Here is a 25,567-nt window from a genome sequence, read left to right as displayed (position 1 = left end):
TCAGCCTTCGTGACTCTCGTTCACGTCGAGGATCTTCAGGGTGTTGGTGCCGCCGTGGGCGTTCATGTGGTCGCCCCGGGTCAGGATCACGTGGTCGCCGGGTTCGGCGATGCCCTTCTCCACCAGCAGCGCCAGCGCCCGGTCGTTGAGCTCGGTGGGGGCCATGTCGCGGGTATCGAAGGGCAGCGAGACCACCCCGCGGTAGAGCGCCATGCGCCGCTGGGCCACCGGGTTGTGGGCCAGGCCGACGATGGGCAGCCCCGAGCGGATGCGCGAGGCGATCAAGGGCGTGTAGCCGGTGGCGGTCATGCAGGCGATGGCGGCCACGCCGGAGAGGTGGTTGGCGGCGTACATGGCCGACAGCGCGATGGTCTCGTCGATCCGCGAGAAGCCCTCGTGGATGCGGTGGCCGGACGACTGGGCGATCTTCTCGCGCTCGGCGCCCAGGCAGACCCGGTCCATGGCCTCGATGGTCTCCACCGGGAAGTCGCCGGCGGCGGTCTCGGCGGAGAGCATCACCGCATCGGTGCCGTCGAGCACCGCGTTGGCCACGTCGAACACCTCGGCCCGGGTGGGCAGCGGCGACTCGATCATCGACTCCATCATCTGGGTGGCGGTGATCACCGCGCGATTCAGCGTGCGGGCGCGCTTGATGATGCGCTTCTGCATGCCGATCAGCTGGGCGTCGCCGATCTCCACGCCGAGATCGCCGCGGGCCACCATCACCGCCTCGGAGGCCTCGATGATGCCGTCCAGGGTGGCCGCGTCGGCCACCGCCTCGGCGCGCTCGAGCTTGGCCACCAGGCCGATCTCGGCGCCGGCCTCGCCGAGCAGCGCGCGGGCCTCGGCCATGTCGGCGGCCGTGCGCGGGAAGGAGACGGCGAGGTAGTCGACGCCGATCGCCACCGCGGTGGCGAGGTCGGCGCGGTCCTTGTCGGTGAGCGCCGGCGCCGAGAGGCCCCCGCCCTGCTTGTTGATGCCCTTGTTGTTGGAGAGCTTGCCGCCCACCACCACGGTGGTGTGGACCTCGTGGCCGCGGACGGCGGTGACGTCGAGCACCACCCGGCCGTCGTCGAGCAGCAGGCGGTCGCCCGGGGCGACGTCGTCGATCAGCTGCCGGTAGTCGCAGCCGACCCGCTCCCGGGTGCCGGCGTTGCCGTCCAGGGCCATGTCGAGCACGAAGGGGGCGCCCTCGGCGAGCTCGACGGCGCCGTCAAGAAAGCGGGCGATGCGGATCTTGGGGCCCTGGAGGTCGCCCAGGGCGGCGACGCTGCGGCCCAGGCGGGCGGCGATCTCGCGGACGCGGGTCAGGCGCTGGCGATGGTCGTCGGGCGAGCCGTGGGAGAAGTTGAGGCGCACCACGTCGACGCCGGCCGCGATCATCGCCTCCAGCACCCCCTCGCGGTCGCTGGCCGGGCCCAGGGTGGCGACGATCTTGGTACGGCGGATGGGATCATGGAGCGGAGCGTGGGGGGGAAGCGTCATGGTGTCCTCGGCAAGACCAGAATGGCACGGAAATCGTTGACGTTGGTGCGCGTCGGCCCGGTGACGATCAGCCGGTCGAGCGCCTCGAAGAAAGTATACGCGTCATTGCGTGACAGGTAATCGACGGGGTCGAGACCGAGCCGGCCGGCGCGCGTCCAGTCCCCGGGGGCGAACAGCGCGCCGGCGTTGTCCTCGGAGCCGTCGATGCCGTCGGTGTCGATGGCCAGGGCGTGGATGCCCGGCGCCCCCTTGAGCGCCTCAAGGAGCCCCAGCAGGTACTCGACATTGCGCCCGCCGCGGCCGTCGCCGCGCACGGTGACGCTGGTCTCGCCGCCGGAGAGCAGCAGCAGCGGCCTGTCCCGAGGCGCCTCGCGCAGGGAGAGCGCCAGGCGCCCCTGGGCGCGCCCCAGCTCGCGGGCCTCGCCCTCCAGGTCATCGCCCAGCAGGCGCACCTCGACGCCCTCCGCCTCGGCCGCCGCTCGCGCCGCCGCCAGGGCATCACCGGCCCGCGCCAGCACCGCCACCTCGTCACGGGCGAAACCGGCGTCGGTGGCACGCGGGGCATCGCCGGCTCCCGCCAGGTGCCCACGCACGTCGGCCGGGATCTCGATCCCGTAGCGCTCGAGGATCGCCAGGGCGTCACCCGCCGTGGAGGCATCCGGCCGGGTCGGCCCCGAGGCGACCAGCGCCGGATCGTCGCCCGGCACGTCGGAGATCACCCAGGTCAGCACCGGCGCCGGGTGGGCCGCGGCGGCCAGTCGCCCCCCCTTGATGGCCGAGAGGTGGCGCCGCACGGTGTTGATCTCGCGGATCGGCGCGCCGCAGCGCAGCAGCGCGCGATTGATCGCCTGCTTCTCGGCGAGGCTGATGCCCGGCGCCGGCAGGCTCATCAGCGCCGATCCGCCGCCGGAAACCAGGGCGATCACCCGGTCGTTCTCGCCGAGGCCGGAGACGGCCTCGAGCATGCGCCGGGCGGCTCGTTCGCTCAGCCCGTCGGGCATGGGGTGGGACGCCTCCAGCACCTCGATACGCTGGCAAGCGGCGTCCTGCTCGGGCCCGTGGCCGTAGCGGGTCACCACCAGGCCGGCCAGGGGGGCCTCGGGATGCCGCACCTGCCAGGCCTGCTCCAGGCTGGCGGCCATGGCCGCCGCGGCCTTGCCGGCACCGACCACCAGGGTGCGCCCGGCGGGCGGCTCGGGCAGCCGTCCCGGGAGCAGGGAGCGCGGGTGCACGGCGTCGACGGCGACGTCGGCCAGGCGGCGCAGCCAGGCCGGGGCATCGTCGCTCGCCGGGGACAGCGGCCCGGCCGCCGAGGACCGGATTTGCGGGGAAGACATCGCGACCATCGGACACTCCTCCAGGTCAGGCCTGGACAGCCAGGAAAGGGAAATCGGGGGTCGTGGAAAAGGACCCGGCCACGGGACGGACCCGCCGCCGGGCAAGGCCACCCGCGGGTGGCCGGGACAGACGACGACCCGACGCCTGTCCCGGGGAGCAGTCACCTCCCCGTCGTCCGCCGGCCAGGCACCTGGCCGGCGGACAGACTCATGACTGGCCGACCTGGTGGTCGGCCAGTGCCTCCAGGGCGCGCAGGATGCCGGCGTGGTCCCAGTCGGCGCCGCCGAGGGCGGCACAGGCCTGGAACAGCTGCTGGGCATTGGCGGTGCCGGGCAGCGCCAGGTTCAGGCTGCGCGCCCCCTCCAGGGCCAGGTTGAGGTCCTTCTGGTGCAGCTTGATCCTGAAGCCGGGGTCGAAGGTGCGCTCGATCATGCGCGCGCCATGGACGTTCAGGATCTTCGACTGGGCGAGGCCGCCGAGCAGCGACTCGCGCACCTTGGCCACGTCGGCGCCGGCCTTCGAGGCGAACAGCAGCCCCTCGGCCACCGCCTCGATGGTCAGGGCGACGACGATCTGGTTGGCCACCTTGCAGGTCTGGCCGGCGCCGTGGCCGCCGATATGGGTGATGGTCTTGCCCATCACCTCGAGGATCGGGCGGGCGCGCTCGAAGCCCTCTTCCGTGGCCCCGACCATGATGGTCAGGGCCGCGTTGATGGCGCCGCCCTCGCCGCCGGAGACCGGCGCGTCGACGTACTCTCCGCCGGCCTCGTGGATACGCCTGGCGAAGCCTTGCGTCGCGATGGGGGCGATGGAGCTCATGTCGATCACCAGGGTGCCCGGCGTCAGGCCCTCGATGGCGCCGCCCTCACCGAACAACACCTCCTCCACGTCCGGGGTGTCCGGCACCATGGTGATGATCACCTCGGCCTCGCCGGCCACCGCCGCGGGGCAGTCGAGCTCGCGCATGCCCTTCTCGGCCAGGGTGGCGTCCAGGGTGCCGCGGCGCACGGTGACCAGTTCGTGGCCGGCATCCAGCAGGTGGCCTGCCATGGGGCGGCCCATGATGCCCAGGCCGATGAATCCGATCTTGCTCATCATCACTCTCCTCTTGTCGTTGTCATCCTGGTTGGAAGGCTACTTACCGCTCGAGGCTGTTCCGGCGACAGGCCCTCGAGGGGGCGCTACGAGTACTTCCTTGTAGGCTACCTCGGCCATCCCTGGTCCTCGGACCCCCTCTCCGACCTGCCCCCGGCGCCTCTCGCCATGAACAGCGCTCTCAATTCCGTACCGCGTCCAGCCAGCCCAGCCCTTCCTCGGTGCGGCCGGCCGGCTTGTACTCGGCGCCGACCCAGCCCCGGTACCCCACGCGATCCAGGTGGGCGAACAGGAAGGGGTAGTGGATCTCGCCCGTGCCCGGTTCGTGACGGCCCGGATTGTCGGCAATCTGGATATGGGCGATGCGCGCGAGGTGTTTCTCGATCGTCGGTGCCAGGTCCCCCTCCATGATCTGCATGTGGTAGATGTCGTACTGCAGCCTGAGGTTGTCGCTTGCCACCTCGTCGAAGATCGCCAGCGCCTGCTCGGTGCGGTTGAGGAAGAAGCCCGGGATGTCGCGGGTATTGATCGGCTCGGCGATCAGCAGGATGCCGGCGTCCGCGAGCTTCTTGGCGGCGAAGCGCAGGTTCTCGATCAGGGTCCTGCGCGCCTCGTCGTCGCTGACGCCCTGGGGCTTGATGCCGGCCAGGCAGTTGACCTGGGTATTGCCCAGCACCCGGGCGTAGGCGATGGCGCGCTCGACGCCGTCGCGGAACTCCTCGACGCGATCCGGGTGGCAGGCGATGCCACGCTCTCCGGCGGCCCAGTCGCCCGCCGGCAGGTTGAACAGCACCTGGGTCAGGCCGTTGCCGTCCAGGCGCCGCTTGATCTCCTCGGCCGGATAGTCATAGGGAAAGAGGTACTCCACCCCCTGGAAGCCGGCCCGGGCGGCGGCCGCGAAGCGGTCGAGGAACTCCACCTCGGTGAACAGCATGCTGAGGTTGGCGGCGAACTTGGGCATCGTGAACTCCTTGGGTCGTTGGTTCTTCAGGTCAGGGCGGCGATGGAGGTGGGCGCATCCTCGACGTTCTCGGCCAGGGCCTCGAACTCGGTGACGCCGTCCAGGTCGGTGCCCATGGCGATGTTGGTCACCCGCTCGAGGATCACCTCCACCACCACCGGCACGCGGTACTCGGCGATCATGCGGCGGGCCTCCCGCAGCGCCGGGGCGATCTCCTCGGGTCGCGTCACCCGCAGCGCCTTGCAGCCCAACCCCTCCACCACCGCGACGTGGTCCACGCCATAGCCGTCGATCTCGGGGCAGTTGATGTTCTCGAAGGCGAGCTGCACGCAGTAGTCCATGTCGAAGCCGCGCTGGGCCTGGCGAATCAGCCCCAGGTAGGAGTTGTTCACCAGCACGTGGATCCAGGGCAGGTTGAACTGCGCGCCGGCGGCCAGTTCCTCGACCATGAACTGGAAATCATAGTCGCCGGAGAGCGCGACGATGTCCGCCTCCGGGTCGGCGCGCCGCACCCCCAGGGCCGCCGGGATGGTCCAGCCCAGCGGGCCGGCCTGGCCGCAGTTGATCCAGTGGCGGGGCTTGTAGACGTGCAGGAACTGGGCCCCGGCGATCTGGGAGAGGCCGATGGTGCTGACGTAGCGGGTGTTGCGGCCGAAGACGCGGTTCATCTCCTCGTACACCCGCTGCGGCTTGACCGGCACGTTGTCGAAGTGGGTCTTGCGCAGCAGGGTTCGCTTGCGCTCCTGGCACTCCTCGGCCCAGCGGCCGCGATCCTTCAGGGTGCCGGCCTGGTGCATCTCGCGGGCCACCTCGACGAAGCGCGCAAGCGCCGCCCGGGCATCGGAGACGATGCCCAGGTCCGGCCCGAAGATACGGCCGATCTGGGTCGGCTCGATATCCACGTGGACGAACTTGCGCCCCCGGGTGTAGGTCTCGACGCTGCCGGTGTGGCGGTTGGCCCAGCGATTGCCGATGCCCAGCACGAAGTCCGCGGCGAGTAGCGTGGCGTTGCCGTAGCGGTGGGAGGTCTGCAGCCCCACCATGCCCGCCATCAGCGGGTGGTCGTCGGGGATGGTGCCCCAGCCCATCAGGGTCGGGATCACCGGCACCCCGGTGAGCTCGGCGAACTCGAGGAGCAGGTCGCTGGCATCGGCATTGACGATGCCACCGCCGGCCACGATCAGCGGGCGCTCGGCCTCCTGGAGCATGGCGATCGCCCTCTCGACCTGGGCCCGGCTGGCCGCCGGCTTGTAGACGGGCAGCGGCTCGTAGGTGTCCGGGTCGAACTCGATCTCGCTCATCTGCACGTCGATGGGCAGGTCGATCAGCACCGGCCCCGGGCGCGCGGAGCGCATCAGGTGGAAGGCCTGCTGGAAGGCACGCGGCACCTGGGCCGGTTCCAGCACGGTGACCGCCCACTTGGTGACCGGGCCGGCGATCGCCTGGATGTCCACCGCCTGGAAGTCCTCCTTGTGCATCCGGGCACGCGGGGCCTGGCCGGTGATGCAGAGGATCGGGATGGAGTCGGCGCTGGCGGAGTAGAGCCCGGTGATCATGTCGGTCCCGGCGGGGCCGGAGGTGCCGATGCACACGCCGATGTTGCCGGCCTTCGTGCGGGTGTAGCCCTCGGCCATGTGGGAGGCGCCCTCGACGTGGCGGGCCAGCACATGGTCGATGCCGCCCACCTGGCGCATCGCGGCATAGAAGGGGTTGATGGCGGCGCCGGGCACCCCGAAGGCGACATCGATGCCTTCCTTCCTGAGCACGTGAACGGCGGCTTCTGCAGCGGTCATGCGGGCCATGACGGGATCCTCCAGTGAGGTGTCTTGTTTTTGGAAAATCATTTTGTATACCGAGATTAGGCCGCCACCCCAACCCCGTCAAGATTATATGGAAAATATTTTCAATATTACCATATGCATGAAAATACCCAAGCAGAATCAAATGCTTGGGTATTGTTATCGACGCAACATGGAGGCGCTCAGAGGGTGATGCGCAGCGCCAGCAGATGCTCGTCGCAGTTGTTCCCCTCGCCGCCGCGATCGACGACGAGAAACTCCCCTTCCCGCTCCAGCACCGACTGGATGGCGTGCCAGGTGCCGGCGCGGTAGTTGACCCCCTGGCGGCCGTCGGTGACGAAGGCGCGCACCTCGGCGGGGTCGATGGTTTCGCCCGGCGGCGCCACGACAATCAGAAACCTCTCTTCATGAAGAGGCATGAAGGCCTGGCTGCCCAGGGGGTGGCGCTCCAGGAAGTCGAGTTCCAGGGGCACCGTCACCGGCTGGCTGACGAAGAGGCTGATCAGCGTCCGTGCGCCCTCCCCCAGGGTCTCGACCGTCGCCAGGTCGTGGTGGCGCCGGGTGCGCCCGGCGTTGATGGGAAACCACTCCGACGTCCGGGCGTCGATCACCTCACCGAAGGGGGCGAAGGCCTCGGCGGTCAGCGGCTCGGCTTTCAATTCAAGCATGTTGTGCCCTCCTGTTTAACTCGTCAGTCCGCCTGCATTCCGGGGCTGATCCGGGGGCAGGCTTGCGAGGAGGCGCTGTGACCCCCTCCCTGGGCGCTACATTTGCCATCCATGGCAAATGACCTCCTCTTCAGCCTGCCCCCGGCGCCCCTGCGCTGGCGCTATCTCAGCAGGCCGCCGGATCAGCCTCGAGCCCCGCCAACGCAGCTCGCGAATCTCGCGGCAGACGCCTGAATGTTCAGCGGCTACCCAGGCGCAGCCTGGGATGGCGGTTGACGTCCTTGTAGAGCAGGTAACGGAACGGCCCCGGGCCGCCGGCGTAGCAGGCCTGGGGGCAGAAGGCGCGCAGCCACATGAAGTCGCCCGCCTCCACCTCGACCCAGTCCTGATTGAGGTGGTACACCGCCTTGCCCTCCAGCACGTAGAGGCCGTGCTCCATGACGTGGGTCTCGTCGAAGGGGATCACCGCGCCGGGCTGGAAGGTGACGATATTGACGTGCATGTCGTGGCGCACGTCGTTCGGGTCGACAAAGCGGGTGGTGGCCCAGCGCCCCTCGGTGCCCGGCATGGGGTTGGGGTCGAGGTCGTTCTCGTTGGTGACGAAGGCCTCGGGCACCTCGATGCCCTCGACCCGCTCATAGGCCTTGCGCACCCAGTGGAAGCGCACCGGCGCCTCGGCTTCGTTCCTGACCTGCCAGTCGCTACCGGGCGGGATGAAGGCGTAGCCGCCCGGGCCCATGGCGTGGCGCTCGCCGGCCAGGGTCAGGGTCATCTCGCCCTCCACCACGAAGAGCACCCCCTCGGCCTCGGGGTCGAGCTCGGGGCGCTGGCTTCCGCCGCCGGGGGCGACCTCCATGATGTACTGGGAGAAGGTCTCGGCGAAGCCGGAGAGCGGGCGCGCCAGCACCCACAGCCGGGTCCCTTCCCAGAACGGCAGGTTGCTGGTGACGATATCGCCGAAGACGCCCTTGGGAATCACCGCATAGGCCTCGGTGAATACCGCCCGGTCGGAGAGCAGCTGGGTCTGGGGCGGATGGCCGCCGGCGGGGGCGTAGTAGGTACGTGGTTTCATGGGGTGTCCTGAATAAGTCTACGGCCGAAAACCGTGCCCATGGCCGAGATCGCTCGAGGCTGTTCCGGCGACAGGTCTACGAGGTGGCGCTGTGAACCCCTCCCTGGGCGCTACCGATGCCATTCCTGGCATAGGACCCCCTCTACGACCTGTCCCCGGCGCCTCTCGCTTCGGGCAGCGGCAGTTGAAAAGACGTTCGCCGGATCAGCCTCGAGCCGTTCAGCGCGGCATGGACTCAGCGCGCCGGTGCCGGATGATGCTCCATCCAGTGGCGGGCGATATCCACCCGGCGCGCCACCCAGACCCGATCGTGGGCCTCGATATGGTCCAGGAAGCGCTGCAGGGCGCGGAAGCGGCCCGGGCGCCCCAGCAGGCGGCAGTGCATGCCGATGGAGAGCATCTTCGGCGACTCCTCGCCCTCTGCATAGAGCACGTCGAAGGCATCCCGCAGGTAGGTGAAGAAGTGGTCGGCGGTATTGAAGCCCTGGGGCGCGGCGAAGCGCATGTCGTTGGTGTCCAGGGTGTAGGGCACGATCAGATGGTCGTGCTCGACGCCCCGGCTGTCGGCCTCGCGGGTCCAGAACGGCAGGTCATCGCCGTAGTAGTCGCTGTCATAGAGGAAGCCCCCCTCGTCGAGCACCAGCCGGCGGGTATTGGGGCTGTCGCGGCCGGTGTACCAGCCCTCGGGCTTCTCGCCGTAGAGGCGCTGGAAGATCTCCATGGCCTGCTTGAGGTGCTCGCGCTCCTGCGCCTCCGGCATCTCCTGGTAGTGAATCCAGCGGTAGCCGTGACAGGCGACCTCGTGGCCCAGCTCCTTGAAGGCGTGGGCCACCTCCGGGTGGCGCTCGAGCGCCATGGCCACCCCGAACACGGTGAGCGGCAGGCCGCGGCGCTCGAACTCGCGCAGGATGCGCCACACCCCCGCCCGGGAGCCGTACTCGTAGATCGACTCCATGCTCAGGTGGCGGTCCGGGTAGCTGGCCGCGCCGATGATCTCGGAGAGGAACTGCTCGGAACCGGCATCGCCGTGGAGCACGCAGTTCTCGCCACCCTCCTCGTAGTTGAGTACGAACTGCACGGCGATCTTCGCCCGGCCCGGCCAATTGGCGTGGGGCGGCGTGCGGCCGTAGCCGATCAGGTCACGAGGGTAGTCGGATGAGGGAACGTGCGTCATGGCGAAGCTTCCTGGTTGTTATCGGCTGTCGCGACGGCCCGGGAGCCGGAACGTGAAAGAACAGTTTTATGTATACAAAGACAAGATAGGCTGTGTCCACTTTGTCTGCAAGCCCTCGCGCAGGGCAAAAACTGTATACAGATTAATGTGAAAATAGCCGACATCACGAACCGAAACGCCCGGCATAGACCAAGGTCTATTGCCACCCATCTTCTCGACGCCTCCTCGAATAACCGCTAACACACTGATCTTGATTGGCATATATCGGCCAGCGCCGCCCTGGCAGCCGAGGGTTGCAGCTTGAACAAAAGACAACTATTTTGTGTACAAAGAAATTATCCAATGTTCACGAGACAGGGCCCCTCACCATGCATATCCGCGTCATCAACCCCAATACCACCGCCGGCATGACGGCGACGATCGGCGACGCCGCCAGCCGCATCGCCGCGCCAGGCACCCGGATCACCGCCACCCAGCCCGCCAGCGGGCCGGTCTCCATCGAGAGCCACTTCGACGAGGCGATCAGCGCCGTGGGCGTGCTGGACGAGGTGCTGGCGGGCGAGCAGGCGGAGGTCGACGCCTACGTGATCGCCTGTTTCGGGGACCCGGGGCTGCTGGCCGCACGGGAGCTGACGCGCGCCCCGGTGATCGGCATCGCCGAGGCCGCCTTCCATATGGCGACGCTGGTCAGCACCCGCTTCTCCATCGTCACCACCCTGGGACGCACCGGCATCATCGCCGAGCACCTGCTGGAGCAGTACGGCTTCCGCCACCACTGCCGCCGGGTGCGCGCCGCGGAGATCCCGGTGCTGGACCTGGAGGAGAACGGCGATGCGGCCCTGGCACGCATCATCGACGAGTGCCGGCGCGCCCGCGACGAGGACGGCATCGGCGCCATCGTGCTCGGCTGCGGCGGCATGGCAGACCTGACCGCCACCATCAGCCGCGAGGTCGGCCTGCCGGTGGTGGAAGGGGTCACCGCCGCCGTGAAGCTCGCCGAGGCGCTGGTGGGACTGGGACTCGGCACCAGCAAGCACGGCGACCTGGCCTTTCCGCGGCCCAAGCCGATGACCGGCCAGTTCGAGCGCTTCGCCCACCTGATCCCGACCCGCTGACCGATCGCCACGACACGACACGACAACAATAGCGCTGCCGGCAGCACGCCAGACCGCAAGACACCCGGCTCGACCGGACAACCCAAGACCAACAAGCGACTTGCGAGGACCTCGACATGACAACGCCCACTTCACCGGCCAACGCCCAGGCGGCCTCAGCCCCACCGGCCACCGGCGCCGGCACACACCACACCAAGGCGCCCGGCCAGGAGTCGCTGGCCCCGCAGCAGACGCGGATCATGGGGCGCACCTCCTATTTCCTGGCCTGGTTCGGCGGCTGCGTCTCCATCGGCACCTTCACCATGGGCTCCAGCGTGGTCGGCACCCTCAACCTGATCCAGGCCACCCTGGCCATCGCCATCGGCTGCTTCGTCATCGGCATCGCGCTGGCCATCAACGGGGCCGCCGGCTACAAGTACGGCATCCCCTTCATGGTGCAGGCACGCAGCGCCTTCGGCTTCGCCGGCACCCGGCTGCCGGGGCTGGTCCGCGCCGTGCCGGCGGTGGTGTGGTACGGCTTCCAGAGCTGGATCGGCGCCGGCGCCCTGAACATGGTCTCGGCCACCCTGTTCGGCTTCGACAACCTGATCTTCTACTTCATCGCCTTCCAGTTCCTGCAGATCGGCCTGTCGGTGATGGGCTTCCAGGGCATCAAGTGGCTGGAGAACATCGGCAGCGCCTTCATCCTCGCCTCGCTGGTCTACATGTTCTACAGCACCGTGCAGCGCTATGGTGACGTGCTCTCCGCCAACCTGCTGACCATGGAAGGGTCCTGGGGCATGCCGTTCTGGGGCGCCACCATGCTCTTCCTGGGCATCTACAGCACCATGATGCTCAACGTCGGCGACTATGCCCGCGAGCACAAGCAGGGCACCGGCCCGGGCCTGCTGACCACCATCTACGCCATGTCGATCCTGCCCTGCACCCTGTTCATGGGCCTGATCGGCTTCATGGTCTCCGAGGCCACCGGCACCGCCGACCCGATCCAGGTGTTCGCCAACGCCGTGGACAACACCCCGCTGCTGATGACCACCCTGCTGTTCATCGCCTTCGCCCAGGTCACCACCAACGTGCTCAACAACGTGGTCCCGCCCACCTACGTGCTGATGGACGTGTTCAAGCTGAAGTTCCGCACCGCCACCGTGATCGTCGGCCTGCTGGCCTTCGCCACCTTCCCCTGGAAGCTGGTGCAGCCCGACTCCGCCGCCGGCCTGCAGCTCTTCGTGCAGACCTACTCCGCCTTCCTCGGCCCGATCTTCGCCGTGCTGGTGGTCGACTACTACATCATTCGTCGCCGCACCCTCGACCTCGGCAAGCTCTATGACGAGCAGGGTCCCTACCGCGGCGTCAACCTGGCCGCCCTGATCGCCACCGCCGTGGGCATCGCCGCCGCCCTGAGCTTCTCGTCGATCTCCTGGTACGCCAGTCTGATCCCGGCTGGCGTCACCTACTACCTGCTGATGAACCACTGGCCCCCCTGCCAGCGCTTCCGCCAGTAACCCGCCCGAGCACCAACGACAGCGCCCCGGACCATGGTCCGGGGCGCTGTCGTCTGGAGGGAGCGGGGAACCGCCGCTCGGGCGGCGGCCGAGGCGCGTCAGCCGCCGAAGATCTCGTGGAGGTCCGGGGCCTCGCCCTCCTCCTCGACGATGGAGAGCGAGGCCTCGATAGCCTTTAGGTGGCGGCTCATGAAGGCCGCAGCGCGTTCGCCGTTGCCGGCCTCCAGGTAGCCGATCAGGTCGTCGTGGTCGTGGGACTCACAGCCCAGGTGGCCGGCGTTGCCGTAGACGGCGAGGATCAGCGAGGAGCGCGAGCAGAGCCGGCCGACGAAGTCGGCCAGGGTGGCGTTGCCGGAGATCCCGGCCAGGCGCGCATGGAAGGCCGCGGAGAGCTTGATGGCCGCGCTCTGCTCGCCGCCCTTGAGCGCCTCGCGCTCGCGGCGGGCCATCTCGCGCAGTTCACTCACGTCGGCCTCGGTGATGCGCCGCGCCACCTCGGGCATCAGGCCGCACTCCACCATCTGGCGGGCGTCGAAGACATCCTTGGCCTCGTCGGCCGTGGGGCGGGTCACGCTGGCCCCGCGGCGTGGCGTCAGGGTGACCAGCTGCTCCAGGGCCAGGCGCTGCAGGATCTTGCGGATGCCGGTGCGGCTGACGCCGAACACCTCGGCGAGGGCATCCTCGCGCAGGCGGGCGCCGGGCTTGAGACGGTGCTCGATGATCGCATCGCTGATCGAGCGGTAGATGGCCTCGTGTCGCTCGGCACCGTCGCCGTTCTTGCCCAGGCGGGGGCCAGGCGCCTTGCGCTCGGCCACGGTCTGACGCTGGTTCATGAAGGCTCGTCTCCTGCATTGCCTGATGCGAGGTATTGTATACGCATACTCGGTCGCCGACGACGCCCGGCCCGCCAACGGCAACGACCCGCCGGCCGGGCGGGTCGTCGGAAGGGTGGCAGGCAGCCGTCCGGCTCACTCCGTCCAGGCGGCGATGGCCGCGCGCTCCTCGTCGGTCATCCCGGTCATGTTGCCCAGCGGCATGTACCCGCTGGCCACCACCTGCTGGATCTGTTCCCGCTGGCGGGCGGTCTGCTCAGGGGTGTCGTAGGCCATGCCGGCCGGCGGCGCGTTGAAGCCGGGCTGGGTCGGCTGGCTGGCGTGGCAGGCCGCGCAGCGGGTCTCGACGATGGCATGGGCCTCCTCGATGCCCACCGCGGCGCGATCCGGATCGGCGGCGGGGGACGGCTCAGGCGCGGCGATCCAGAACGCCACGGCGATCAGCGCCACCCCGGCCGCCGGGTAGGCGGGCTTGATGCTGCCCGCGTGCATCAGCACGAAGAACTGGCGGATCAGCGCGCCGGCGAAGATGAACAGCGACATGATCACCCAGGCCTGCTCGTGGGAGTAGGCGAAGGAGTAGTGGTTGCTGATCATCAGCAGTACCACCGGCAGGGTGAAGTAGGTGTTGTGCACCGAGCGCTGCTTGCCGCGCTTGCCGTCCAGCGGGTTGGGCGCCTCGCCCGCCTTCATCGCCGCCACCATGCGCCGCTGCCCGGGGATGATCCAGAAGAAGACGTTGGCGGACATCGCCGTGGCCATCACCGCCCCGGTCAGCAGGAAGGCCGCCCGTCCCGAGAACAACTGGGTGCTGAGGTAGGCTACCACCACCATCATCACCGCCACGGCGATGCTCAGCAGGCCGTCGCGGGTCATGTCGGGGCTGATGCGCTTGCACAGCTCGTTGTAGACCACCCAGCCGCCGACCAGGAAGAGCAGCGCCAGCAGGTTGGCCTGCCAGCCGCTCATGCTCGCCGCCCACGCCCAGCTGCTGTCGGGGTTGACCAGGTAGAAGCTCGGGTTGGCCATGTAGAGCAGCACGAACAGGGCGAAGCCCGACAGCCAGGTGGTGTAGGACTTCCAGAACGACCAGTGCAGGTCCTCCGGCAGCTTGGCCGGGGCCGTGGCGTACTTCTGGTTGTGGTAGAAGCCGCCGCCGTGCACCGCCCACATCTCTCCGAACACCCCCTTGTCGCGGTCCTCGGCGGCCTTGGGCCTGCGCAGGCCGTTGTCCAGCATCACGAAGTAGATCGACTCGCCGATCCAGGCGATGGCCGCGATGACGTGCAGCCAGCGCAGCATGAAGTTGGCAAAGTCCAGCAGATAGGCTTGCATCAGGGGATGCCTCGACTCATTGCATTGTTATGGGTGACCGGCGGCCAGGCCTCGTCAGACATGCCGGAGGGGGCCGCCATGTTACGGGCTGAGGCTAGCTGCCGCGGTAGGTGGAGTAGCCATAGGGCGACAGCAGCAGCGGCACGTGGTAGTGCGCCTCGGCATCGGCCACGCCGAAGCGCAGCGGGATCACATCGAGGAAGCGCGGCTCGTCGGCCTCGATGCCCTGCCGGCGCAGGTAGTCGCCGGCGTGGAAGACCAGCTCGTACTCGCCGGCGGCGAAGGCATCACCCTCGAGGATCGGGGCATCGCAGCGGCCGTCATCGTTGGTGACGACCTCCTTGAGGCGCTCTCGTCCCTCGCCCGCGAGGCGGTACACCTCGATGCGGATGCCCTGGCCGGGGCGGCCCTGGGCGGTATCGAGCACATGGGTAGTCAGGCGTCCCATCTTCACTCTCCTGTTGTTCTCGGTGGATGGTTCCCGGAAGGTCGCGGACATCAGTGAGGACATTTTTAGACGTTTATGGAGTACATTTCAAAATATTTTTTGTATACATTAGGAAGGAAAGCCCCTTCGACCACCGCCATCGGGAGACCGACCATGACTGACAGCACCCTGACACCGCGCCCCAGCCAGCTGGACAAGGCCGCCTTCGTGGCCGCCTACGGCGAGATCTACGAGCACTCCCCCTGGGTCGCCGAACTGGCCTGGGAACGCGGGTTGGACCCGCGACACGACACACCCGCGGGCCTGGCCGAGGCAATGGGCCGGATCCTCGCCGAGGCCGATCCCGAGCGCCAGCTTGCCGTGATCCGCGCCCACCCCGACCTGGCCGGCAAGGCGGCCCTCGCCGGGACCCTGACCGACGACTCCACCCGCGAGCAGGCCGGCGCCGGCCTCGACCAGTGCAGCCCCGAGGAGCTGGCCCATTTCGAGCGCCTCAACGGGGCCTACAAGGCGAAGTTCGGCTTCCCCTTCGTGATGGCGGTGAAGGGCAGCGACCGCTTCGCCATCCTCGACGCCTTCGAGGCGCGCCTGGAGAACACGCCGGAGCAGGAGCGCCATACCGCCATCGAGCAGATCAATCGCATCGCGCTGTTCCGCCTGCAGGCGCGCCTGGCGGGCTGATCACCGCCCCCGCGGCCCGGCCGCGGGGGCCCAGCCCCCTCATGGGCCACCCCCAACAGACTGACCGATTGGTCAACAAATTTCCCGCAAGACATTGATATGAAAGGTATCGCCATAAATGAACACAGAAATTGCGGCATAATGTCTTTCATGATCTTCGACATTGTGTACATTTAGGCCAGAGGATTGGCCTCAATACCCATAACAACCGGCCGACTCCACGACCCGCACGCCAGCACCGACAACAACCCAAGCTGCGAGCCCGACCATGACCAGACCTCGTTCCGCCCCCCATCCCGAGACGAACCCCAGCCGCACCATCAACCGCGACCCGGACGCGATGCCGCCGCTCTCCAAGGCGATCCCGCTGGGCCTTCAGCACATCATGGCGATGTTCGCCGGCAACGTGACGCCGCCGATCATCATCGCCGGCGTGATCGGCGCCGCCACCGGCGAGACGATCTTCCTGATCCAGGTGGCACTCTTCGTGGCCGGGGTCTCGACCCTGATCCAGACCATCGGCATGGGCCCCATCGGCGCCCGCCTGCCCATCGTCCAGGGCACTAGCTTCGGCTTCCTGCCGGTGGCGCTCCCCCTGGCCAATGCCTTCGGGCTGGCCGCCGTGCTCGGCGCCTCCTTCATCGCCGGCCTGCTGCAGATCGTGCTGGGGGCCTTCCTCAAGAAGATCCGCCACTGGTTCTCGCCGGTGGTCACCGGCATCGTGGTGCTGCTGATCGGCATCACGCTCATGCCGGTCGGCCTAAACTACGCCGCCGGCGGCGTGGGCTCGCCCGACTTCGCCTCGCCCACCAACCTGCTGCTGGCGCTGTTCGTGCTGGTGGTGTGCATCGCCGTGCACCAGCTGGGCCGCGGCTTCGTCAAGGCCTCCTCGATCCTCTTCGGCCTGCTGGCCGGCTACCTGGTGGCCATCGCACTGGGCATGGTGGACTTCACCAACCTGCGCGAGGCGGCCTGGTTCGCCGTGCCGAGGCCGCTGCAGTACGGCATGGAGTTCCACCTCACCGCCATCGTGGGCATGGTGCTGATCATGTTCGTGGTGGGCCTGGAGACCATCGGCAACATCTCCGCCATCACCACCGGCGGCGCCGGCCGGCCGGCGAAGGACCGCGAACTCTCCGGCGGCGTGATGGCCGACGGCGTGGCCACCTCCTTCGCCGCGGTCTTCAACACCCTGCCCAACACCGCCTATGCCCAGAACGTGGGCCTGATCACCCTGACCGGCGTGGTCAGCCGCCACGTGGTGACCATCGGCGGCATCCTGCTGATCTGCATGGGGCTCTTCCCGAAGCTGGGCGGCCTGGTGGCGGCCATGCCCCATGCGGTGCTGGGCGGCGCCGGCGTGGTGATGTTCGGCATGATCGCCTCGGCGGGCCTCAAGATCATCCAGGAGTGCGAGCTCGACCAGCGCGCCATGCTGATCATCGCGGTCTCGCTGAGCCTGGGCATCGGCCTGCCGGCGGTGGAGGCGATCTCCGAGACCATGCCCGGCCAGGCGGGGCTGCTGCTCAAGTCCGGCCTGGTGCCGGCGGCCCTGGCCGCCCTGCTGCTGGATGCCATCCTGCCCGGCAAGCCGAAGCGTCAGCGCGGCGGCGAGGACGTCGAGGCCGAGGCCAGCAAGGCCGAGTCCAACGCCTGACACCTCCCTCGCGCCCTGCCCCTCCCCGTACGCCGCCGGTTACCCCGGCGGCGCTCGTCGTTTCACGGCCGCCATGGCTCGCCTTGGCTAGACTGTCGTTGACGGCCACGCTGGGAGTATCACCATGTACCGGGATCGAATCGATGCGGCACGACGGCTCGCCGAGGCCATGGCCCACCTCAGGGGAGCACACCCCCTGGTGCTGGCCATCCCCCGCGGCGGGGTCCCCATGGGCCGGATCATCGCCGACGCCCTTGAGGGCGAGCTGGACGTGGTGCTGGTGCGCAAGATCGGCGCCCCGGGCAACCCCGAGTTCGCCATCGGGGCGGTCAGCGAGGACGGCAGCGTGCACCTGGAGGAGGAGGCCGCGCTCTGCCGCGACGACTGGCTGGCCCGCGAGGTGGCTCGCCAGCGCGAGCTGATCGACGAGCGCCGCCGCCGCTACACGCCGGTGCGCTCGCCCATCGACCCGACCGGGCGGGTGGTGGTGGTGGTGGACGACGGCAGCGCCACCGGGGCGACCATGGCCGCGGCGCTCGCCACCCTGCGCCAGCGTGACCCGGCCCGGCTCATCGCCGCCATCGGCGTGGCCCCGCCCGATACCCTGGCCCGGCTCGGCGCCCTGGCCGACGAGGTAATCTGCCCCGAGGCCCCCCACCACTTCCGCGCCGTGGGCCAGTTCTTCGCCACCTTCGACCAGGTCGAGGATGACGAGGTCGTCCGTCTCCTCGGCGGGGCCACCTGAGCCGGAAGCCGCGGCACCGGCCCAGAACGGCACGGGCCGCCCCGGAGAGGGGCGGCCCGTGTGGTTCCCGCGGCCGGCGAGACGCCGGCGCCGGCCTTACTTGGCGGCGGCGGTCGCGGACTTCATGCTTTCCTCGACCAGCTTCTGGCTCTTCTGCAGGAAGTCCTGGCCGAGGGCGCTGACCTTCTCGGCATCGCTCTTCATGCGCTCGCCCAGGTCCTGGGCCGCCTTCTGCTGGCCTTCCACGACCTTCTTGAGGCCATCGGCATCGCGCACGTCGATCCAGGCGCGCGCCTGGGCCAGGCCGAGGTCGGTGTAGCTGCGGGCGGCATCCAGCTGGGCGCCCAGCAGCTTCTCGTAGTACTCGAGGGTCAGCGAGCCATAGGCGCGTGCCGGCTCGACGAAGAGGCCCTCGAACTGTTCGGTCGTCTTCTGGGTGGTTGCCTTGGTGGACATGGAACACCTCCGTCTCTGGTGGTCGAACAGGGGCGATATGCCCTGTGTTGCATTGCAACATAGCAGGCGGTTTTGTGCGGCGCAACATGTCGACGACCGATTTTCCTCATCCTCCGCGCGCGCCCGCGCCGCCATCGAAGACGCCCGGCCGGGGCCGGGCGTCGTGGGCGGCTCGCCATCGAGATGGCCTAGTTGGCCCCGTCAGCGATAGGCCCCCTCGACATCGGTGATCCGCATGGCATGGCGCCCCAGGCCGCCGTGAAGGTCGAGCATGCGCTCCAGCCAGGCGTGCACCGGGTCGGCATTGGAGACCAGGTCGGCACTGGAGACGGTGCGCGCCCACATGAAGCTGCCGAACACCAGGTAGTCGCCCGCCGCCGGTGACGCGCCGTCGATGTAGTCGGCCTCCTTGAGGCGCCCGCGCAGCGGCTCCAGCGCCGCATCCAGCTGTGACAGGCCCTTCGCGGGGGAGTGGAACTCCTCGAGGGTGCGCCCGAAGCGCTTCTCGCGGCTCTCGCGGAAGTAGTCGCGGTCGTCGGGATGGACCGCGTTGAGCAGGTCCATGATGATGGTGCGCATCATCGCCGGCTGCAGGGCGCGCTCGGCATAGTGCTTGAGGAAGCGGGCCCGCCCCTCGGCGACGGCATCGCCGAGCAGGGGGGCGTCGGGGTAGGCGCGATCCAGGTAGCGCAGGATCTCGTAGCTGTCGGTGATGACCTCGTCGCCGTCGACCAGCACGGGCACCTTGTCGTGGTCGGCGAAGGCCAGCGCCTGCTTGTCGGTGAAACGCCAGGGACGCGCCTCCACCTCCAGCCCCTTGTGGGCCAGGGCATAGCGGACCCGCCAGCAATAGGGCGAGAAGCGCAGCCCCTCGTCGATGCCGCAGAGATCGTAAAGCACCCGTGTCATGGCAACTCCTCGGTGTCGGGGGTGGTCTCGTCCGAGTGTGCCAGGCTTTGCCGACCCCCGCCATGGGGCCTGACCAGGCGGGCAGGTCGGCACGCCGGACTGTCCTTTAGTCTATGCCGCCCCGCCCTGCCAGGCGGCGGCACTCACCGATGCCGACCGAGAATGCCTTTCCTGACAGACGCTTGCGACATGATCGGCGCAGATCGGTTACGGGCATGATTGGTCATACCAATTTTCCAGCGCTGGCCAGCCACCCGGCGATGCGATTATCTTTCGCCCGTTCGCCCCGCCCTGCCGGCAGGCGTGCCTACACTTAACCTTCGTTCACGAGCCTGTCTGACAATAACCGAGAGGGAAACCTGCCTCATGAATGACACCACTCTTGCACTACTGGCCTTCGTGCCCCTGGTGCTGGCCGGCGTGTTGCTGATCGGCTTCCGGATGGCGGCCAGGACCGCCATGCCGGTGGTCTTCGTGGTCACCGCCCTCATCGCCCTGTTCGCATGGGAAATGAGCTTCAACCGGGTGCTGGCCTCGACCTTCCAGGGCCTGATCCTCACCGTGTCGATCCTCTGGATCATCTTCGGTGCCATCCTGCTGCTCAACACCCTGAAGCACTCCGGCGGCATCACCGCGATCCGCAACGGCTTCTCGGGCATCAGCCCGGACCGCCGCGTCCAGGCCATCATCGTCGCCTGGCTGTTCGGCTGCTTCATCGAGGGCGCCTCCGGTTTCGGCACCCCGGCCGCCGTGGCCGCCCCGCTGATGGTCGCCCTGGGCTTCCCGGCGCTGGCCGCCGTGGTGGTGGGCATGATGATCCAGTCCACGCCGGTCTCCTTCGGTGCCGTGGGCACGCCGATCGTGGTGGGCGTCACCGGCGGCATCAACCGCGAGGGCATCAGCGAGGCGCTGGAAGCCGGCGGCTACACCTGGCTGGAGTACTTCCGCCTGATCGCCGGTGAAGTGGCGGTGATCCACGGCATCGTCGGCGTCCTGATGCCGCTGATCATGGTGGTGATCATGGTCAAGTTCTTCGGTGCCAACAAGTCGTGGAAGGAAGGCCTCTCCATCGCCCCCTTCGCCATCTTCGCCGGCGTCTGCTTCGTGGTGCCCTACATGCTGGCCGGCGTGCTGCTCGGCCCGGAATTCCCGTCGATGATCGGCGCCATGGTCGGCCTGGCCATCGTCGTGCCGGCGGCCCGCAAGGGCTTCCTGATCCCCAAGGACGTCTGGGATTTCCCGGAGAGCAAGTCCTGGCCGGACGAGTGGATCGGCAAGCTGGAAATCAAGCTGGACGACATCGCCGGCAAGGCGCCGATCTCCACCCTGATGGGTTGGGTCCCCTACGTGCTGCTGGCCGTGATCCTGGTCGCCTCCCGCACCATCGATCCGTTCCGCGAGGCGCTGCAGTCCCTCTCCTTCGGCTGGAGCAACATCCTGGGTGAGGCCGGTGTCTCCGGTGCCATCCAGCCGCTCTACCTGCCGGGTGGCATCCTGCTGATGGTGGTGCTGATCACCGCCGTGCTGCACCGCATGCGCGCCGGCGAACTCCAGGCCGCCTTCAGCGAATCCTCGAAGACCATCTTCGGCGCCGGTTTCGTGCTGATCTTCACCATCCCCATGGTGCGGATCCTGATCAACTCCGGCGTCAACGCGGCAGACCTGGTCTCCATGCCGGTGGCCATGGCGCAGTTCGTCGCCGACGGCGTGGGCGGTGTCTACCCGTTCTTCGCCCCGGCCGTGGGCGCCCTGGGGGCCTTCATCGCCGGCTCCAACACCGTGTCCAACCTGATGCTGGCCGAGTTCCAGTTCAACGTGGCACAGCAGCTGGGGCTTTCCACCGCCTTCATGGTGGCCCTGCAGGCCGTGGGTGCGGCCGCCGGCAACATGATCGCCATCCACAACGTGGTCGCGGCATCCGCCACCGTGGGCCTGCTCGGCCGCGAGGGCATCACCATCCGCAAGACCATCCTGCCGACCCTCTACTACCTGGTCTTCACCGGCCTCATCGCCCTGATCGCCTTCTATGTGATCGGCGTGACGGATCCGCTGATGCGGGTGAGTTGATGGCACGAGCATGACGCTCTCCGGGCCCCGCCGACCGTCGGCGGGGCCCGGTCATTTCCCGTTTTCCAGGACATCGGAACCACGTTGATGAAAAAAATTTCCATGGATTTATGGAAATTCTTTTCATAAAATTGGTCCTACACTGAAGTGATGTCCCTCCCGCTCAGGAGTCACCATGAACACCCACTTCGATGAACGACTCGATGGCGGTCAGCCCGGGCGCGATCAGTCGGAGGTACTGGCCGACCTCCAGCAGGCACTGCCCGGCATGACCCTGCTGCACCGCGAGGAGGACCTGCGCCCCTTCGAGTGCGACGGTCTCTCCGCCTATCGTGCCCTGCCGATGCTGGTCGCCCTGCCCGAGACCCTCGAGCAGGTCGAGACCCTGCTCAAGCGCTGCCGGGCGCTGGGCGTGCCGGTGGTGACCCGCGGCGCCGGCACCGGCCTCTCCGGCGGCGCCATGCCGCTTTCGCACGGCGTGCTGCTGGTGCTGTCGCGCTTCAACCGCATCCTCGAGATCGACCCCGAGGCGCGCACTGCGCGGGTGCAGCCCGGGGTGCGCAACCTGGCGATCTCCGAGGCCGCCAGCCCCTACGGGCTCTACTACGCCCCGGATCCCTCCTCCCAGATCGCCTGCTCCATCGGCGGCAACGTGGCCGAGAACGCCGGCGGCGTCCACTGCCTCAAGTACGGCCTCACCGTCCATAACGTGATCAAGGTCGAGGTGCTGACCATCGAGGGGGAGCACATGACCCTGGGGTCGGACGCCCTGGATGCCCCCGGCTTCGACCTGCTGGCGCTGTTCACCGGCTCCGAGGGGATGCTCGGGGTGGTCACCGAGATCACCGTCAAGCTGCTGCCCAAGCCCGAGACCGCCAAGGTGCTGATGGCGAGCTTCGACGACATCGAGAAGGCCGGCAACGCCGTGGGCGCCATCATCGCCGCGGGCATCATCCCCGGCGGCCTGGAGATGATGGACAACCTGGCGATCCGCGCCGCCGAGGACTTCATCGGCGCCGGCTACCCGGTGGAGGCCGAGGCGATCCTGCTCTGCGAGCTGGACGGCGTGGAGGCGGACGTGGACGACGACTGCCAGACCGTGCGACGCGTGCTGGAGAAGGCCGGCGCCACCGATATCCAGCAGGCCCGGGACGAGGCCGAGCGGGCGCTGTTCTGGGCCGGGCGCAAGAACGCCTTCCCGGCGGTGGGCCGCATGTCGCCGGACTACTACTGCATGGACGGCACCATCCCCCGCCGCGAGCTGGCGCGGGTGCTCAAGGGCATCGGCGATCTGGGCGAGGCGTACGGCCTGCGGGTGGCCAACGTCTTCCACGCCGGCGACGGCAACATGCATCCGCTGATCCTCTTCGATGCCAACCAGCCGGGTGAATTCGAGCGCGCCGAGGAGCTGGGCGGCCGCATCCTCGAGCTGTGCGTCGAGGTGGGCGGCACCATCACCGGCGAGCACGGCGTGGGCCGCGAGAAGATCCACCAGATGTGCGTGCAGTTCAGCCCCGGCGAACTCACGACCTTCCGTGCCGCCAAGCGCGCCTTCGACCCTGACGAGCTGCTCAACCCCGGCAAGAACATCCCCACGCCGGCGCGCTGCTCCGAGTTCCGCCTGACCAAGAGCGCCGGTGACGCCCCCGCCCCGACCCGGGCCCCCGAGAGCCAAGGCTGAGAGAGTTCGACGACATGGTGACCACCCACGATATCCCCCAGCACGACATCCAAAGCCAGGACGCCAGCGAGGCGCTGGCGGAGCGCGTCCGTCGCGCCGAGGCCGAGGGCACGCCCCTGCGCATCGTCGGCGGCGACACCAAGGCCTTCTATGGTCGCCGGGTCGAGGGCGAGGCGCTCTCCACTCGCGAGCACCGCGGCATCACCGAGTACGACCCGGTGGAGCTGATCGTCTCGGTGCGCACCGGCACCCCGCTGCGCGAGCTGGAGGCCGCCCTGGCCGCCAACGGGCAGATGCTGCCCTGCGAGCCGCCCCACTTCGGCGACGACGCCACGGTGGGCGGCATGATCGCCACCGGCCTCTCCGGTCCGCGCCGCCCCTGGGCCGGCAGCGTGCGCGACTTCGTGCTGGGCACGCGGATCATCACCCGCCAGGGCAGCGAGCAGCGCTTTGGCGGCCAGGTGATGAAGAACGTGGCCGGCTATGACCTCTCGCGGCTGATGGTGGGCGCCCAGGGCACCCTGGGTCTGATCACCGAGGTCTCCATGAAGGTGCTGCCGCTGCCCGGTGCCTCGCGCAGCCTGCACCTGGACATGCCGCTGGCCCGGGCGCTGGATAAGCTCTCCGAGTGGGGCCGCCAGCCGCTGCCGATCACCGCGGCCGCCTGGCTCGACGGCGCCCTGCACCTGCGCCTGGAGGGCGGGCCGAGCTCCGTGGCGGCCACCGCCGAACGCCTGGGCGGCGACGCGCTCAAGCCGGACTTCTGGGAGGCCCTGCGCGAGCAGCGCCTGGCCTTCTTCGCGAAGGACGACAGCCGGGCCCTGTGGCGCCTCTCGCTGCCCCACCACACCCCGCTGATCGAGCTGCCCGGCGTCAATGATCCCGACGTCCTCTACGACTGGGCGGGCTGCCAGCGCTGGCTGAGGAGCGACCTCGACGCCGAGGCGATCCGCCAGGCGGCGGCCCGCGCCGGCGGCCACGCCACCTGCCTGCGTGGCGCCGGCGGCGCAGCGGTGGACGAGCCCTTCACTCCGCTGCCCCCGGTGCTGGCCAAGTACCACCGCAACCTCAAGGCCGAGCTGGACCCGCAGGGCATCTTCAACCCGGGCCGGCTCTACGCGGCATTCTGAGACAGGGGAAAACGCCGAGATGCAGACGCACTTTACCGAGGAAGATCTCAAGAAGCCGCATATCCGCGAGGCCGACCGGGTGCTGCGCAGCTGCGTGCACTGCGGCTTCTGCAACGCCACCTGCCCCACCTACCAGCTGCTGGGCGACGAGCGCGACGGCCCCCGCGGGCGCATCTACCTGATGAAGGAGATGCTCGAGGCCCCCGAGGGCGCCGACAAGGTGACCGAGGAGACCCGGCTGCACCTGGACCGCTGCCTGACCTGCCGCAACTGCGAGACCACCTGCCCCTCCGGGGTCGAGTACCACAAGCTGCTCGACATCGGCCGCGCCGAGATCGAGCGCCGGGTGCCGCGCAAGCCGGCCGAGCGGGCCCAGCGCTATGCGCTGCGCAAGATGCTGGTGGAACCGAAGCGCTTCCAGGCGCTGCTGAAACTGGGGCAGACCTTCAAGCCGCTGGTGCCCGGTGCCCTGCGGGACAAGATGCCGCCGGCCCCGGTGGATGCCGGCAAGCGCCCCGACGGCAGGCAACACGCCCGGCAGATGCTGATCTTGGAGGGCTGCGTGCAGCCGGGGCTCTCGCCCAACACCAACGCCGCCACGGCCCGGGTGCTGGATCGCCTCGGCATCGGGCTGACCCCCGTGGCGGAGGCCGGCTGCTGCGGCGCCATCGACTTCCACCTCAACGCCCATGACGACGGCCGCGCCCGGGCGCGGGCCAACATCGACGCCTGGTGGCCGCACATCGAGGCGGGCGCCGAGGCCATCGTGCAGACCGCCAGCGGCTGCGGCGCCTTCGTCAAGGAGTACGTCGACATCCTCAAGGACGACCCGGCCTACGCCGAGAAGGCCGCCCGGGTGAGCGAGCTGGCGAAGGACCTGGTCGAGGTGCTGCGCGACGAGGCCCTCGACGACCTGAGCGTGAAGCAGGGCCGCCGGCTCGCCTTCCACTGCCCCTGCACCCTGCAGCACGCCCAGAAGCTCGGCGGTGCCGTGGAGGGCGTGCTGACCCGGCTCGGCTTCTCGCTGACCCCGGTCGCCGATGCCCACCTCTGCTGCGGCTCGGCGGGCACCTACTCCATCACCCAGCCCGAGCTCTCGACGCAGCTGCGCGACAACAAGCTCGACAACCTGGAGGCCGGCAACCCCGAGGTGATCGTCACCGCCAATATCGGTTGCCAGACGCACCTGGCCGGCGCCAACCGCACCGAGGTGCGCCACTGGATCGAGATCGTGGACGATGCATTGAGTACTGCCCCCTAGATGAGCGCCGGGGATAAGGCGGAGCGAGGGTCTTTTGCCAGGGACGGCAAAAGTAGCGCCCAGGGATGATGAGATGGTCTCCTCCCCCTTTAACGGCGTCGCAATGCGCCAGAATGGAAGAGACATCCATTCAAGGATCGGGCGATCCGAAGGAGGAG

At 68.7% G+C, this 25,567-nt stretch carries 22 protein-coding genes; 9 read left to right on the top strand and 13 right to left on the bottom strand.

Annotation, left to right across the window (positions count from 1 at the left end; genetic code table 11):
- The 8 genes from pyk to puuE all read right to left on the bottom strand — a co-directional run bounded on the left by pyk (position 1) and on the right by puuE (position 9,592).
- Positions 1-1,485 carry a pyruvate kinase gene (gene pyk / locus BDK63_RS01185; protein ID WP_183329493.1) on the bottom strand — a complete coding sequence of 495 codons (1,485 nt, stop codon included), beginning with the start codon at positions 1,483-1,485 and terminating at the stop codon, positions 1-3.
- Complete coding sequence (locus BDK63_RS01180) at positions 1,482-2,822, bottom strand: glycerate kinase type-2 family protein (protein ID WP_221202454.1); 1,341 nt, start codon at positions 2,820-2,822, stop codon at positions 1,482-1,484. Before BDK63_RS01180 ends, pyk begins: the two co-directional genes overlap by 4 nt.
- A 208-nt stretch (positions 2,823-3,030) precedes the next feature.
- Positions 3,031-3,918: a 2-hydroxy-3-oxopropionate reductase gene (locus BDK63_RS01175; protein WP_183329491.1), complete on the bottom strand. Its 888-nt coding sequence runs from the start codon at positions 3,916-3,918 to the stop codon at positions 3,031-3,033.
- Positions 3,919-4,099: 181 nt separating this feature from the next.
- Positions 4,100-4,879, bottom strand: a complete 780-nt coding sequence (gene hyi / locus BDK63_RS01170) for a hydroxypyruvate isomerase (protein WP_183329490.1) — start codon at positions 4,877-4,879, stop codon at positions 4,100-4,102.
- A 26-nt stretch (positions 4,880-4,905) separates the two neighbouring features.
- A complete protein-coding gene (gene gcl, locus BDK63_RS01165) occupies positions 4,906-6,681 on the bottom strand; it encodes a glyoxylate carboligase (protein ID WP_183329489.1) in 1,776 nt (591 codons plus the stop codon).
- A gap of 179 nt (positions 6,682-6,860) precedes the next feature.
- Positions 6,861-7,346 (bottom strand): ureidoglycolate lyase, encoded by a 486-nt coding sequence (locus BDK63_RS01160; RefSeq protein WP_183329488.1) that lies wholly within the window; start codon positions 7,344-7,346, stop codon positions 6,861-6,863.
- A 238-nt stretch (positions 7,347-7,584) separates the two neighbouring features.
- Positions 7,585-8,418: a bifunctional allantoicase/(S)-ureidoglycine aminohydrolase gene (locus tag BDK63_RS01155; RefSeq protein WP_183329487.1), complete on the bottom strand. Its 834-nt coding sequence runs from the start codon at positions 8,416-8,418 to the stop codon at positions 7,585-7,587.
- Between the two features lie 235 nt (positions 8,419-8,653).
- Positions 8,654-9,592 carry an allantoinase PuuE gene (gene puuE, locus BDK63_RS01150; RefSeq protein ID WP_183329486.1) on the bottom strand — a complete coding sequence of 313 codons (939 nt, stop codon included), beginning with the start codon at positions 9,590-9,592 and terminating at the stop codon, positions 8,654-8,656.
- 368 nt (positions 9,593-9,960) lie between these two features.
- Here puuE and BDK63_RS01145 point away from each other — a divergent pair, with 368 nt between their 5' ends.
- Together BDK63_RS01145 and BDK63_RS01140 are read left to right on the top strand one after the other, a co-directional pair.
- Positions 9,961-10,707, top strand: coding sequence for an aspartate/glutamate racemase family protein (locus BDK63_RS01145; RefSeq protein ID WP_183329485.1), 747 nt, complete (start codon positions 9,961-9,963; stop codon positions 10,705-10,707).
- A gap of 116 nt (positions 10,708-10,823) precedes the next feature.
- Positions 10,824-12,206, top strand: a complete 1,383-nt coding sequence (locus tag BDK63_RS01140; RefSeq protein ID WP_183329484.1) for an NCS1 family transporter — start codon at positions 10,824-10,826, stop codon at positions 12,204-12,206.
- Between the two features lie 98 nt (positions 12,207-12,304).
- Here BDK63_RS01140 and BDK63_RS01135 read toward each other — a convergent pair whose 3' ends face one another.
- The 3 genes from BDK63_RS01135 to uraH form a co-directional block, all read right to left on the bottom strand.
- On the bottom strand, positions 12,305-13,039 hold the full coding sequence (locus BDK63_RS01135; protein WP_183329483.1) for a GntR family transcriptional regulator: 735 nt from the start codon (positions 13,037-13,039) through the stop codon (positions 12,305-12,307).
- 135 nt (positions 13,040-13,174) lie between these two features.
- Positions 13,175-14,374, bottom strand: coding sequence for a urate hydroxylase PuuD (locus tag BDK63_RS01130; protein ID WP_183329482.1), 1,200 nt, complete (start codon positions 14,372-14,374; stop codon positions 13,175-13,177).
- Between the two features lie 94 nt (positions 14,375-14,468).
- Positions 14,469-14,822 (bottom strand): hydroxyisourate hydrolase, encoded by a 354-nt coding sequence (gene uraH, locus BDK63_RS01125; protein ID WP_183329481.1) that lies wholly within the window; start codon positions 14,820-14,822, stop codon positions 14,469-14,471.
- 153 nt (positions 14,823-14,975) lie between these two features.
- Between uraH and uraD the strand changes: the two genes are divergently transcribed.
- The 3 genes from uraD to BDK63_RS01110 all read left to right on the top strand — a co-directional run bounded on the left by uraD (position 14,976) and on the right by BDK63_RS01110 (position 17,905).
- Positions 14,976-15,503, top strand: coding sequence for a 2-oxo-4-hydroxy-4-carboxy-5-ureidoimidazoline decarboxylase (gene uraD, locus BDK63_RS01120; protein WP_183329480.1), 528 nt, complete (start codon positions 14,976-14,978; stop codon positions 15,501-15,503).
- Positions 15,504-15,771: 268 nt separating this feature from the next.
- Entirely contained in the window at positions 15,772-17,160 is a 1,389-nt protein-coding gene (locus BDK63_RS01115; protein ID WP_183329479.1) for a uracil-xanthine permease family protein, read from the top strand.
- 124 nt (positions 17,161-17,284) lie between these two features.
- A complete protein-coding gene (locus BDK63_RS01110; protein ID WP_183329478.1) occupies positions 17,285-17,905 on the top strand; it encodes a phosphoribosyltransferase in 621 nt (206 codons plus the stop codon).
- A 96-nt stretch (positions 17,906-18,001) separates the two neighbouring features.
- Here the strand turns inward: BDK63_RS01110 and BDK63_RS01105 are convergent, their stop codons facing one another.
- On the bottom strand, positions 18,002-18,361 hold the full coding sequence (locus tag BDK63_RS01105; protein ID WP_183329477.1) for a phasin family protein: 360 nt from the start codon (positions 18,359-18,361) through the stop codon (positions 18,002-18,004).
- A gap of 201 nt (positions 18,362-18,562) precedes the next feature.
- Positions 18,563-19,270, bottom strand: a complete 708-nt coding sequence (locus tag BDK63_RS01100; protein WP_183329476.1) for a glutathione S-transferase family protein — start codon at positions 19,268-19,270, stop codon at positions 18,563-18,565.
- Positions 19,271-19,636: 366 nt separating this feature from the next.
- Here BDK63_RS01100 and BDK63_RS01095 point away from each other — a divergent pair, with 366 nt between their 5' ends.
- The 4 genes from BDK63_RS01095 (at position 19,637) to glcF (ending at position 25,409) form a co-directional block, all read left to right on the top strand.
- Positions 19,637-21,337, top strand: coding sequence for an L-lactate permease (locus BDK63_RS01095; protein WP_183329475.1), 1,701 nt, complete (start codon positions 19,637-19,639; stop codon positions 21,335-21,337).
- Between the two features lie 175 nt (positions 21,338-21,512).
- Positions 21,513-23,018 (top strand): glycolate oxidase subunit GlcD, encoded by a 1,506-nt coding sequence (gene glcD, locus BDK63_RS01090; protein WP_183329474.1) that lies wholly within the window; start codon positions 21,513-21,515, stop codon positions 23,016-23,018.
- Between the two features lie 14 nt (positions 23,019-23,032).
- Positions 23,033-24,148: a glycolate oxidase subunit GlcE gene (glcE, locus tag BDK63_RS01085; RefSeq protein WP_183329473.1), complete on the top strand. Its 1,116-nt coding sequence runs from the start codon at positions 23,033-23,035 to the stop codon at positions 24,146-24,148.
- Between the two features lie 19 nt (positions 24,149-24,167).
- Positions 24,168-25,409, top strand: coding sequence for a glycolate oxidase subunit GlcF (glcF, locus tag BDK63_RS01080; protein WP_183329472.1), 1,242 nt, complete (start codon positions 24,168-24,170; stop codon positions 25,407-25,409).
- Positions 25,410-25,567 lie beyond the last annotated feature (158 nt).

It is taken from the genome of Halomonas campaniensis (genome assembly GCF_014193375.1).
Classification (GTDB): Bacteria; Pseudomonadota; Gammaproteobacteria; order Pseudomonadales; family Halomonadaceae; genus Halomonas; species Halomonas campaniensis.
This window is presented reverse-complemented; position numbering and strand designations above follow the sequence as displayed.

Coding starts and splice junctions, on each gene's coding strand:
- gcl (WP_183329489.1), bottom strand. CDS start 6,681: ATGGCCCGCATGACCGCTGCAGAAGCCGCCGTTCACGTGCTCAGGAAG.
- puuE (WP_183329486.1), bottom strand. CDS start 9,592: ATGACGCACGTTCCCTCATCCGACTACCCTCGTGACCTGATCGGCTAC.
- BDK63_RS01110 (WP_183329478.1), top strand. CDS start 17,285: ATGTACCGGGATCGAATCGATGCGGCACGACGGCTCGCCGAGGCCATG.
- BDK63_RS01175 (WP_183329491.1), bottom strand. CDS start 3,918: ATGAGCAAGATCGGATTCATCGGCCTGGGCATCATGGGCCGCCCCATG.
- uraH (WP_183329481.1), bottom strand. CDS start 14,822: ATGGGACGCCTGACTACCCATGTGCTCGATACCGCCCAGGGCCGCCCC.
- BDK63_RS01115 (WP_183329479.1), top strand. CDS start 15,772: ATGACCAGACCTCGTTCCGCCCCCCATCCCGAGACGAACCCCAGCCGC.
- pyk (WP_183329493.1), bottom strand. CDS start 1,485: ATGACGCTTCCCCCCCACGCTCCGCTCCATGATCCCATCCGCCGTACC.
- BDK63_RS01160 (WP_183329488.1), bottom strand. CDS start 7,346: ATGCTTGAATTGAAAGCCGAGCCGCTGACCGCCGAGGCCTTCGCCCCC.
- BDK63_RS01130 (WP_183329482.1), bottom strand. CDS start 14,374: ATGCAAGCCTATCTGCTGGACTTTGCCAACTTCATGCTGCGCTGGCTG.
- BDK63_RS01140 (WP_183329484.1), top strand. CDS start 10,824: ATGACAACGCCCACTTCACCGGCCAACGCCCAGGCGGCCTCAGCCCCA.
- BDK63_RS01100 (WP_183329476.1), bottom strand. CDS start 19,270: ATGACACGGGTGCTTTACGATCTCTGCGGCATCGACGAGGGGCTGCGC.
- BDK63_RS01095 (WP_183329475.1), top strand. CDS start 19,637: ATGAATGACACCACTCTTGCACTACTGGCCTTCGTGCCCCTGGTGCTG.
- BDK63_RS01105 (WP_183329477.1), bottom strand. CDS start 18,361: ATGTCCACCAAGGCAACCACCCAGAAGACGACCGAACAGTTCGAGGGC.
- hyi (WP_183329490.1), bottom strand. CDS start 4,879: ATGCCCAAGTTCGCCGCCAACCTCAGCATGCTGTTCACCGAGGTGGAG.
- BDK63_RS01180 (WP_221202454.1), bottom strand. CDS start 2,822: ATGTCTTCCCCGCAAATCCGGTCCTCGGCGGCCGGGCCGCTGTCCCCG.
- BDK63_RS01135 (WP_183329483.1), bottom strand. CDS start 13,039: ATGAACCAGCGTCAGACCGTGGCCGAGCGCAAGGCGCCTGGCCCCCGC.
- BDK63_RS01155 (WP_183329487.1), bottom strand. CDS start 8,418: ATGAAACCACGTACCTACTACGCCCCCGCCGGCGGCCATCCGCCCCAG.
- glcD (WP_183329474.1), top strand. CDS start 21,513: ATGAACACCCACTTCGATGAACGACTCGATGGCGGTCAGCCCGGGCGC.
- glcF (WP_183329472.1), top strand. CDS start 24,168: ATGCAGACGCACTTTACCGAGGAAGATCTCAAGAAGCCGCATATCCGC.
- uraD (WP_183329480.1), top strand. CDS start 14,976: ATGACTGACAGCACCCTGACACCGCGCCCCAGCCAGCTGGACAAGGCC.
- glcE (WP_183329473.1), top strand. CDS start 23,033: ATGGTGACCACCCACGATATCCCCCAGCACGACATCCAAAGCCAGGAC.
- BDK63_RS01145 (WP_183329485.1), top strand. CDS start 9,961: ATGCATATCCGCGTCATCAACCCCAATACCACCGCCGGCATGACGGCG.